We start from the raw sequence: 10,330 nt of genomic DNA, 5'->3' as shown, positions 1-10,330 counted from the left end.
ATGACGACGCCGGAACTGCTCCCGATCAGCCTGGTGGCGCACCAGGCCTTCTGCCCACGCCGGGCCTGGCTGGAAGCAGCCGGCGAGTCGACCGACACCCACCAGGTGCAGGTCGGCGTCCAGGCCCACACCCCGGTCGACGACCCGACCGGTTCCCGGTCCCGGCGCTACCGGGCGGTCGACGTGGTCAGCCACGACCTCGGGGTGTACGGGCGCTGCGACACCGTCGAGCTCGACGACGACGCCGCGATGACCGTAGTCGAACACAAAGCCACCCCGGTGCGCCGCCGCCCGGAAGTCACCGAACCGATGCGGATCCAGGTCGCCCTCCAGGCTCGGGCGCTGGCCGACATGGGCTACCCGGTGGCCGGGCAGGCGGTCTACTTCACCAACCACCGGGTACGGGTCGACATCACCCTGTCGCCGGCCGACGTGGCGGCCGCCCGGGAGATGGTGGCGGCCACCCTGCGTACGCTCGACGCCGAGCAGGCCCCGCCGCCGCTGGAGAACGACCGGCGCTGCTCCCGCTGCTCGCACATCAGCGTCTGCCTGCCCGACGAACGCCCGCTCGCGCCGGTGACCCGCCGGATCGTCGTCGCCGACCCGGACACCCAGGTGTTGCACCTGACCACACCCGGCTCACGCGCCTACGTCGAGCGAGGACGGATCGAGGTCAGCAAGAGCGGCGATAAGCTCGGGTCGTTCCCGATCGAACGCGTGCAGGGCCTGGTGGTGCACGGCAACGTCGACCTGTCCAGCGGCCTGATCCGGGAGGTGCTGTGGCGCAGCCTGTCCGTGGTGTGGTGCACCAGCACCGGCCGGGTCACCGGATGGGCCAGGCCGGCGCAGGGGCCCAACGGCGGCCCTCGGCTGCTGCAACACGTCGCCTCCCACAACGGGCGGATCGACCTGGCCCGACAGTTCGTCGCCGCGAAGATCGCCAACCAGGCGACGTTGCTGCGCCGGCTCGGCGACACACCGGACACGGTGACCCGGCTGCGTGAGCTGCAACGGCACGCCCTCGACGCGCCGTCAGTGGCTGACCTGTTCGGCATCGAAGGTGAGGCCGCCGCCGGCTACTTCGCCCAGTTCCTCACCATGTTCCGGTCGAAGGTCGTCGACACCGAAGGGCTGGCCTTCTCCGTACGGACCCGACGCCCGGCCCGCGACCCGATCAACGCCGCATTGAACCTCTGCTACGGGCTGCTGACCGCCGACGCGCTCCGGGCCGTCGTCGCCTGCGGGCTCGACCCGCACGCCGGCTTCCTGCACAGCAGCGGACGCAACAAACCCGCGCTCGCCCTCGACCTGGTCGAGGAGTTTCGGGCAGCCGTCGCCGACTCGGTCGTCATCACCGCTTTCAACAACGGCGAGCTCCGCGCCCGCGATTTCTCCACTGCGCTCGGCACCACCCGGATCGGCGACCGTGGCCGCAAAGCACTCATCGCCGGCTACGAACGCCGGGTCACCAGCACGTTCCGGCATCCGATCTTCGGCTACGAGGTGAACTGGCGGCGCGCGATGGAGATCCAGGCGCGCCTGGTGCTCGGCGTGATCGACGGGACACAGCCCCGCTACGAGGGGATCAAGATCCGATGAGCCTCGACGACGTACGGCGCTACATCGTCGCGTACGACGTCTCGGACGACGTACGGCGTACGCGGGTGGCGAAGAAGCTCGAATCGTACGGCGATCGCGTCCAGTACAGCGTGTTCGTCGTGGATGCCCGTCCGGCGAAGATCCTGCGGCTGCGGGCCGCGCTCACCGACATGATCAACCAGGGTACGGATTCCATCCTGTTCTGCGACCTGGGTACGCTGCGGGAGCGCGCCAGCCGGTCGCTCGACGTGATCGGCCAGGGCCGCCCGATCACCGGGCACGGTCCGGCGATCTTGTAGCCCCGTCGCCCGCCCTACCGCTGCCCTCCGCGAGGGGTCCGTCGTGACGGCCGTGAGCGCGGACCCTTCGCGGAGCTGTTTTGCCTGTTCAAGTGCCATTCGATAGTGGACGATCGCGGTTATTTGGTGGTCGTGGGGCCCTCTGTTGAGGGACCTCTCGCGGGGCGGTGGTTCCGCCGCAGGCCAGGAGGGGTAAGCTTTGGACCCTGTCGCAGCTCTCTCGGGAGCTGCCCTTCATTGAGGCGAAGGAATGCTGTCCTTCTTCACGTACCAGGCAGTCGCAGCTCTCTCGGGAGCTGCCCTTCATTGAGGCTTCGTCGACTGGGGCGACGGGCAGACCAGCACTGGCAGTCGCAGCTCTCTCGGGAGCTGCCCTTCATTGAGGCTCGTTCCCGCTTCCCATTCCTTGATCTCGGGAATGGGTCGCAGCTCTCTCGGGAGCTGCCCTTCATTGAGGCTTACCGCAGAGATCGCACTCGGTGCGGCCGTCTCCGGGTCGCAGCTCTCTCGGGAGCTGCCCTTCATTGAGGCGTTTGCCCGCGCAACAGTAGAAACTGCTCTACCTGGTCGCAGCTCTCTCGGGAGCTGCCCTTCATTGAGGCAAGACCGCCGGCCTGGTGCTGTCCAGCGACGACGAGAGTCGCAGCTCTCTCGGGAGCTGCCCTTCATTGAGGCGGTGCCCTGCTCGACGACCGGACCATCGTCCAAGTCGCAGCTCTCTCGGGAGCTGCCCTTCATTGAGGCCCCGCGACTCGCCGCGAGCGATTGCCGCACGCCGTCGCAGCTCTCTCGGGAGCTGCCCTTCATTGAGGCACGGCGATGGCGTCGATCTGCTTGGCCCGCGCCAGTCGCAGCTCTCTCGGGAGCTGCCCTTCATTGAGGCTCGAGGGCGCGATCGCGCGCCCAGGCGAAGTGCTCGGTCGCAGCTCTCTCGGGAGCTGCCCTTCATTGAGGCTTACTCAGGTGGCGTTGGCATTCGGCGAACACCTCGGTCGCAGCTCTCTCGGGAGCTGCCCTTCATTGAGGCTGGGCGTCTCGCCAGTCGTCTCGCAACCCCTTGATCAGTCGCAGCTCTCTCGGGAGCTGCCCTTCATTGAGGCGCGGCGCGGGCGTCGTCGACCGGGTCCGGCGGGGACGTCGCAGCTCTCTCGGGAGCTGCCCTTCATTGAGGCATCCCACTCTCATCGACCCGGATGCTCGCCACTCCGTCGCAGCTCTCTCGGGAGCTGCCCTTCATTGAGGCCTGACGGCGGCGGACGGTGAGTCCGGCGCCGAGGTGTCGCAGCTCTCTCGGGAGCTGCCCTTCATTGAGGCGCCGCGGCGAACAGGCCGCCCAGACCATCGACCCGTCGCAGCTCTCTCGGGAGCTGCCCTTCATTGAGGCTCGGCGCGCGACGGGTTGCGGCGGAGGAAGGCGTCGCGGCTCTCTCGGGAGTGCCCTTCATTGAGGCTCGTGCGCGGTGAAGATCGGCGGACGCTTCACCAGTCGCGGCTCTCTCGGGAGCTGCCCTTCATTGGTGCGGCAGGGCGGTGGGGGCTGCCTCGGGTACGAGGCAGCCCCCACCGTCGTGGGTTGGGTTGTCAGTGGGGGAGAGCGCCGGACTGCAGGGCTGTGGTGAAGGTGCCCCACTGCCGGGTGGTGAAGGTGAGGGTGGGACCGGTGCGGTCCTTGCTGTCGCGTACCTCGGCTTGGCCGGCATGCCGGCGGGCCTCGACGCATTGACCGCCGTTGCCGCCGCTGCGGCTGGACTTGAACCAGGGGGTGTCAGGCTTCATGCCAGGTGCTCCTCGATCGGGATCGACTGCTCGCGGACCTCTCGGAAAATCCGACGGTACTCGGCCAACTCTTCCGGGCGCTCCAGGTAGCGGGAGCCGAGATGAGTTTCGACGTAGGCGATGTCGGGGTCGTCGGGGTCGGCGAAGTCGAGCAGGGTGAACGGGCTGACCATGGCGGCGTGGGCACCGGCGGACCAGGGTAGGACGCGGATCTCGACCCGTACCCGTCGGCCCACGTTGGCCAGGTGGGCGCGCTGCTCGGCCATCACCGCAGGTCCGCCGACTTCACGCGCAAGCGCGCCGGCTCCGAGGACCGCGACGATCCGGGCCGGCTCGGCTCGGTCGTAGTAAGAAATCTGCCGATCCAGCCGCAGCGACACCAGCCGCTCGATCTGCTGCTCGGACGCCTGCCGGTCGGCGGCCCGGAACACCGCCCGCATGTAGTCCGGCGTCTGCAACAGACCGTGGATCAACTCTGGATCATAAAGCTGGATCTCCGTCGCGGCGGCTTCGAGGCCGATGTACAAGCGGAACCAGTCCGGTACGGCGTTGCCGTGCGACTCCCACCAGCCCTGCTCGTCACAGGCGGCGGCGAGTCGGGTCAGCGCGTCCGTCGTCTCCGGGTCCGTACCGTAGAACCAGCAGAGACCTCGTACGGTGTTCATCTTGACCGGGAACTTGCCGTTCTCGATGCGCCACAACGTCGTACGGGAACAGACCTTCGCCCGCTCCACCTCCTGCTCGGTGCGGGCCGCCTCCTCCCGCAGCCGGCGCAGCCGTCGCCCCAGTTGGCGGCGTACCACAGTCGGTCCGGTGACCGGCATCGCTTCACCTTCCTCTAATCCTACACACCCAGCACCCGCGCCAATGTTTCAAAATGAAACACCAGGCCGGGCCGTACGCCGGATCGTCGCCACATCACAGTGGAGACGGACCGGCGTACGCGATCGATTCTGCCTTATCGGGAAGGGAAACGCGGGCCGCGACAATGAGCCTTTTCCAAGCTGATCTTGCAGCTCAGGGCGGATGCGGTAGGCCCGCTGATCGATGGGTGCGAGGCTCCAGGTAGGACAGCTGTCGACCAAGACTCGAAGCCCCGACCGGGAGCCTCGCCATGCTGTCCTACCCCGCCACGATCTCGTTGTCCAGCCGCACCCTGAACCACCTGGCCGAACGCATCCGCAGCCACCGTAAGCAGCGCCGATCGCGGTGGCGGCGCCTCGAACCCGGCCGGCAGGCGCTGCTCGCCCTGGCCCATCTGCGCAACGGCGACACCTACACCCGACTCGCGGCCGGCTTCGAGATCGGCGTCGCCACCGCCTGGCGCTACGTCCAGGAAGCGATAGCCCTGCTCGCGACGGCCGCCGATGACCTGGCCACCGCCATGGTACGGATCCGCCGACTGGCGTACGCGATCCTGGACGGCACCCTGATTCCGATCGATCGGGTCGCCGACCAGCGACCCTACTACTCTGGGAAACACAAGCACCACGGCGTGAATGTGCAGGTCATCGCCGATGCCGCTGGCCGGCTCGTCTGGGCTTCACCGGCGCTGCCCGGTTCGGTTCATGACCTGACCGCAGCCAGGACCTACGGCATTATCGATGCGCTGACCAGGGCGGACGTGATGACCTTCGCCGATAAGGGCTACCAAGGAGCCCGCGGCAGCGTGCGCACTCCGTTCAAGCGACGCCGCTTCCGCCCGAAGCTGTCACGCCGGCAGAAGGCCATCAACCGCGCCCACGCGAAGATCCGCGCCCGCGGTGAACGCGCAATCGCCACCCTCAAGGCCTGGAAGATCCTGGCCAAGCTGCGCTGCTGTCCACGGCGAGCGACCGCGATCGTGCAGGCCATCCTCGTTCTGCACCACGTCGAGACCGACCGCTACGCAGCATGAAAAGGGCTCAATGGTGAATTCGGCGGAGGTCGTGATGGGATGGATGAGCCGGACGGCTGCCGTGTGCTGCGGCAGGTCGGGTGCCGCAGGCCGTGGCCAGGAGGGCACACGTAGGCTGCGTTCAGCAGTCGCAGCTCCTCCTGGAGCTGCCCTTCATTGAGGCGTCGGCAGCAGGCCGGCGTTGGCATGTAGGGCCAACGGAAGGCTGCAAGATGGAACTTCATGAAGACTTGTCGGCGGACTGCCTGTTCTGCCGGCGTGATGATGAGCAGGTCAACCGCATCTCGCACGAGAACTCGACCTGCTTCGCCCGGCTGGACAACTTCCCGGCGGTGGAGGGGCACACCGAGATCGTGCCGAAGCGCCATGTGGAGTCGTTCTTCGACCTGACCCCGCAGGAGGTGCGGGACGCGTACGAACTGATCTTGGTAGTGCGCGACGATTTGACCGGGAGGCTGCGGCCGGATGGGTACACGATCGGGGTCAACGAAGGTCGCGCGGCCGGGCGCAGCATCGACCACCTGCACATCCATGTGATCCCGCGCAGGTTCGGCGACGTCGAGGACCCGGCCGGCGGCATCCGACAGATATTGCCGAACTGCGATCCGCAGACGTGGGCGGCCGCGACGGCGGAAGCGCTCGGCCGGCCCGGTCCGTTGCTGCGCTGAGCGGCGCGGCGTGCGCCGGACCGGATCAGCGTCGTGCCGGGTCAGACGTGGGCCAATCCGTCGTCGCCGAGCAGGACGCAGAGTGAGTTGATCTCGTGCCACAGGTCGTCACCGACCAGGGCGGCGAAGCCCCGGCTGCTGTCCACGCTGACGCAGCCGATGAACTCGCCCTCGCCGTCGCGGATCGGGCTGGCGAAAACGGCGCCCCGGTGGCGGACCCGGAGGAAGTCCGGCCAGCTCAGGTTCATGACGGCGTCGCCACCGTGGGACGCGACGTGCGCCTCGTACGTGGCCTGTGTCGTCAGTTTCGCGGCGAGCGCCTCGACGTCAACGGCGACCTCCTCGTTGCGTTTCCAGCAGAGCCCGACGACTCCGACGCCGTATGCTGGCGCGAACGCCCGGGTGGTCGGTGTGCTGCCCAGTCGGTACGTGGCCACCCGGACCAGCCGGCGGTGCGGGCGCCGTAGCGACCAGGAGACCCGCCAGACGTGCAGGCCAAGGTCGGCTGCGGGTAGCGTCGGCGCCGTCCGGGCGGCTATCGCCAGCAGCCGCCCGAGGTGGTGCAGAACCTGCTGTCGTACGGCGGTGCGGCGGGCCACCTGGGACCGTTCCGCCCACAGCTGGGTCGGCGTGAGCGCGCCGAACGTCGCGATGGCCGTGACGGCAACGCCGACGATGTGACCGCGACCGCCCGCGATTCCGTCCCAGAACGTCGCAGACGGCACCGAATACTGTTCCGCAACGAGTACGCAAGTTGCGGTCAGCATGATGGTGCGATCAAGGAACTTTGCCGTGAGCGGCCGCATGCCTCAACGGTAAGCCGTAATGCCACCTCCGCCGTGTCGATCAATTTGTCGGCAGTGATGTCTGTTGAATCTCTGATACCGTGAACGTCTACGCTTCACCATCCAGCGTGGAGGTCGGTATGCCCCGGTTGTCGGTGTGTGATGGTGACGAGCTGTGCGACGAGTTCCGCCCGGGTGGCGGCGCCAGCTTCGCCGCCGTGTACCGGGGAGATCCGCCGAGTCGGACGATCGTATCTATGTCGGGCCTGCGGCTCGTCGCCGACCTGTCGCCGCTGGTCGTGGGGCATCTGCTCCTGCTTCCGGAGCGCCACCATCTCAGCTTCGGTCATCTTGACGCCGGGCTGATCGGTCAGGTCCGGGACGTCGTCGGGTGGCTGCGGCCGCGCTATGTCGCCACCTTTGGCCAGATGGCCATCATGGAGCATGGATCTTCCACGACAACGCCTTCCGGGTGTATCACCCACGCCCACTGGCATGTTCTGCCGGTCAATGGATCACGGCTGGCGGAAATGATCGTCGGCGACGGGCTGTCGGCCATCCGACTGCCCGATTTCACCGCGCTGCAGCGCTTCGCCGAGTCCGACCGACCCTACTTCTACTGCGCCGACGGCGACACCACTCACGTCGCATTCGACGCGCAGCGCCGCATCCGGCCACAGTATCTGCGTTCGGTGGCTGGCGCGCTGCTCGGCATCGTGGAACCCGAGTGGGACTGGTCGCTGGTGGTCCGCAAGCACCTGCTGCGGGCGACGATGACCGCTACTGCTGGCTGGCAGGAACAACTCACCCCCCTGATCACCGCGCCGGGCCCAACGTACCCCGGCCTGCTCGCGTGAATGACCTACGGTGACGACAGTCCCGCTTCGACAGAAGGCCACCCTCGCCGATGCGCAAGCAACTCGCGATCTCCATTGACGGCCCGACCGCCAGCGGCAAAACAAGTCTTGCGTACGCGCTCGCGGCGCAGCTGGACATGCGCGTACTCGACACCGGGCTCACGTACCGCGCCGTCGCCTACGTCGCCTCGCGTGGGCCGGTGCCGCCCGGCCGGCAACTGTTCGACGCGCTGCGGCACGAGCCGGCCACGCCGGGGACGCGACCGGTCACCCCGACGGTCGTTTACCACCAGGAGAGCATCATCGACGATCTCTGGTCGTCGGAAGTGGAACAGCACCTACGGGCCGTGTCGGCCGACCCGGCATGGCGCCACGTCATCACCCAATATCACCGCACGATCGTTGACGGCCATGAGCGGATGATCGCGGTCGGCCGCGACTGCGCCACGACGATCATGACCGACGCCGACTGCCACATCTTCCTCACCGCCGCCGACGCGGTTCGGCGGGAACGCCGCCGCGCCCAGCACCGGGCGCAGCCGGGACGTGCCGTCCACGTCGGACCGCCTACTCGGCTCGACGACACCATTCGTGAATATGTCGCCTGCCGGCCACACGGCCTGGTACTGGACACCACGTTTCTGCCGGCAGTTGCCGTGCTGCGGGCAGTCGTACACCATCTGGGAGCGCCCCGATGACCTTGCACGCCAGCTTTTCCGACGAACCGACCCGGGTCGCCGCGCTCGTCAGCGCCTTCCTCAGCGGCCAGTCCGACTCGATCCTCGGCGACGGCCACGGCCCGTACGCCACCCTCACCGCCGGTGCGGACGCCCGCGACGACTGCGCCGTCTACGACCTCGACGGGCCGGTCACCCTCGTCGTCGGATCCGATTACGTACGCGGCCCGAAGTTCGCCCTCTACGAACACGGCCTGCTCACCAACTTCGACATCGGCTACTACCTGGTGGCCGCCAACGTCAGCGACATCGCGGCAATGGGTGCCGCGCCGATCGGCGTACTGACCGTCGTGCGCTACCCCAACGACCTCGACGACACCGGATTCCTCGACGTCATGGCCGGCATCCACCAGGCCTGCACCGACTTCGGCACCGTCAATGTCGGTGGCGACATCGGCAACGCCGAACGTATCGTGCTCTCCGCGTCCGCGATCGGCATCTGCCGTACCGGCACCGCCCTGACCCGCCGCGGCGCGCGACCGGGCGACCACCTCTGCGTCACCGGCCCTTGCGGCGTCCTCGGCGCGGCCGTCGCCTACTTCCCGAAGCGTGCCGTCAACGGCTGGGCCCTGCCCGACAGCATCGAAGCCGACCTGCTCGACAGTTGGCGCCGGCCCCGCGCCCGGGTCGCCGAAGGCCGGTTGCTCTCCACCGGCGGCTACGCCACCGCCTGCCAGGACACCTCCGACGGCCTGCGCGCCACCATCGAACAACTCGCCGCCGCCAGCGGTGTCGGCTTCACTGTCACCGCCGACGACATCGCCGTCCACCCCGCCGTCAGCGCCGTCGCCAAACTCGCCGGCACCGACGACGTCACCTTGGCTATGAGCGCGTCAGCCGACTTCCAGCTCGCCTTCACCGTCCCGCCGGACCGGCTCGACGCCTGCCGCGACGCCTTCGACCGTAACGGCCTTACCTTCGACGTCATCGGCCGCGCCACCCCACCCGAGGACGGTGTCACCCTCCTCACCCGCGACGGCAGCAGAACCGGCCTGCCCGGCGTCGCCTGGAAACATCAGAGCACCGACATCAGCACCCTCGTCACCGGGGGCGGCACTCCCGGGACCCCGACGCGGTGACCGCCGTGGCCGCCGGCTGGCCCGGCACCGTCCAGGTACGCCGCTCCTACGCGGCCCTGGTCGAGCATTACACGGCGATGACTGCCGACTACCGTCGGTTTCCCGGGCTGCGGCAGGAGTTGACGGCCTTCCTCACCGAGCTCGGGCCGGGGCCGGTGCTTGACCTCGGCTGCGGCGCGGGTCGCGACGCCGACCTGGCCGCCGCCGCCGGCCGGACCGTTGTCCTCGCCGACGTCACCCCGGAGCTGCTGCGCGCCACGACGGCACGCATCGCCGTGGGCGCTGCTGTCTGCTGCGACGTGCTCGCCCTGCCGCTGCGTTCCGCGACCTTCGCCGGTGTGATCGCCAGCGGGGTCCTGTTGCACCTGCCCCGGCAGTACACGGTCACTGCGCTGGAGAACATCCGTCGGATTCTGCTGCCCGGCGGTATGGCGTTGATCAGCATGAAGTACGGGGGTCGCGACGGGTGGCGCAGCACCGACGATTTTCCGGCCCCGCGCTGGTTCACCTACTACGACCCGGCGGATTTCGCGGTGCTGTGCGGCAAGGTGGGGCTGCGCGTCGCGCAGCTGGACGTCAGCAGCCGCAAGGACTGGTTCACCGCCACGACTGAACGCCCCGAACGGTAGTGGA

The 10,330-nt window shown here is 68.3% G+C and carries 11 protein-coding genes and 1 CRISPR repeat array; of the genes, 8 read left to right on the top strand and 3 right to left on the bottom strand.

All coding sequences use genetic code 11. From position 1 onward, the window contains the following. Positions 1-1,599, top strand: coding sequence for a CRISPR-associated endonuclease Cas1 (gene cas1 / locus O7629_RS14540; protein WP_278169785.1), 1,599 nt, complete (start codon positions 1-3; stop codon positions 1,597-1,599). After that, the gene (gene cas2, locus O7629_RS14535; protein WP_278169783.1) at positions 1,596-1,898 is read left to right on the top strand and encodes a CRISPR-associated endonuclease Cas2; all 303 of its coding nucleotides are present in this window, start codon (positions 1,596-1,598) and stop codon (positions 1,896-1,898) included. The genes cas1 and cas2 overlap by 4 nt, the downstream gene beginning before the upstream one ends. A 208-nt stretch (positions 1,899-2,106) precedes the next feature. Beyond that, positions 2,107-3,419: direct repeats of the CRISPR family, unit length 36 nt; unit sequence GTCGCAGCTCTCTCGGGAGCTGCCCTTCATTGAGGC. Between the two features lie 60 nt (positions 3,420-3,479). Here the strand turns inward: cas2 and O7629_RS14530 are convergent. Both O7629_RS14530 and O7629_RS14525 read right to left on the bottom strand, forming a co-directional pair. Continuing rightward, a complete protein-coding gene (locus tag O7629_RS14530; protein ID WP_278169782.1) occupies positions 3,480-3,674 on the bottom strand; it encodes a DUF397 domain-containing protein in 195 nt (64 codons plus the stop codon). Further along, positions 3,671-4,498, bottom strand: coding sequence for a DUF5753 domain-containing protein (locus tag O7629_RS14525; protein WP_278169781.1), 828 nt, complete (start codon positions 4,496-4,498; stop codon positions 3,671-3,673). The genes O7629_RS14530 and O7629_RS14525 overlap by 4 nt, the downstream gene beginning before the upstream one ends. A 290-nt stretch (positions 4,499-4,788) precedes the next feature. Between O7629_RS14525 and O7629_RS14520 the strand changes: the two genes are divergently transcribed. Together O7629_RS14520 and O7629_RS14515 are read left to right on the top strand one after the other, a co-directional pair. Next, a complete protein-coding gene (locus O7629_RS14520) occupies positions 4,789-5,571 on the top strand; it encodes a transposase family protein (RefSeq protein ID WP_278168437.1) in 783 nt (260 codons plus the stop codon). A gap of 80 nt (positions 5,572-5,651) precedes the next feature. After that, positions 5,652-6,239, top strand: a complete 588-nt coding sequence (locus O7629_RS14515; protein WP_278169780.1) for an HIT domain-containing protein — start codon at positions 5,652-5,654, stop codon at positions 6,237-6,239. Positions 6,240-6,280: 41 nt separating this feature from the next. Here O7629_RS14515 and O7629_RS14510 read toward each other — a convergent pair whose 3' ends face one another. Further along, a complete protein-coding gene (locus tag O7629_RS14510; RefSeq protein WP_278169779.1) occupies positions 6,281-7,045 on the bottom strand; it encodes a hypothetical protein in 765 nt (254 codons plus the stop codon). A gap of 236 nt (positions 7,046-7,281) precedes the next feature. On the opposite strand from O7629_RS14510, the gene O7629_RS14505 reads away from it, so the two are divergent. Genes O7629_RS14505 through O7629_RS14490 form a run of 4 tightly spaced genes read left to right on the top strand, consistent with a single transcriptional unit; the run spans position 7,282 to position 10,326 of the window. Then, positions 7,282-7,881 (top strand): hypothetical protein, encoded by a 600-nt coding sequence (locus O7629_RS14505; RefSeq protein WP_278169778.1) that lies wholly within the window; start codon positions 7,282-7,284, stop codon positions 7,879-7,881. Positions 7,882-7,931: 50 nt separating this feature from the next. Next, complete coding sequence (locus O7629_RS14500) at positions 7,932-8,579, top strand: (d)CMP kinase (protein WP_278169776.1); 648 nt, start codon at positions 7,932-7,934, stop codon at positions 8,577-8,579. After that, positions 8,576-9,697: a thiamine-phosphate kinase gene (gene thiL / locus O7629_RS14495; RefSeq protein WP_278169774.1), complete on the top strand. Its 1,122-nt coding sequence runs from the start codon at positions 8,576-8,578 to the stop codon at positions 9,695-9,697. Before O7629_RS14500 ends, thiL begins: the two co-directional genes overlap by 4 nt. Next, positions 9,694-10,326, top strand: coding sequence for a class I SAM-dependent methyltransferase (locus O7629_RS14490; RefSeq protein WP_278169772.1), 633 nt, complete (start codon positions 9,694-9,696; stop codon positions 10,324-10,326). Before thiL ends, O7629_RS14490 begins: the two co-directional genes overlap by 4 nt. Positions 10,327-10,330: the final 4 nt, after the last annotated feature.

Origin of the sequence: Solwaraspora sp. WMMD792 (assembly GCF_029626105.1) — a bacterium.
Taxonomy (GTDB): domain Bacteria; phylum Actinomycetota; class Actinomycetes; order Mycobacteriales; family Micromonosporaceae; genus Micromonospora_E.
This window is presented reverse-complemented; position numbering and strand designations above follow the sequence as displayed.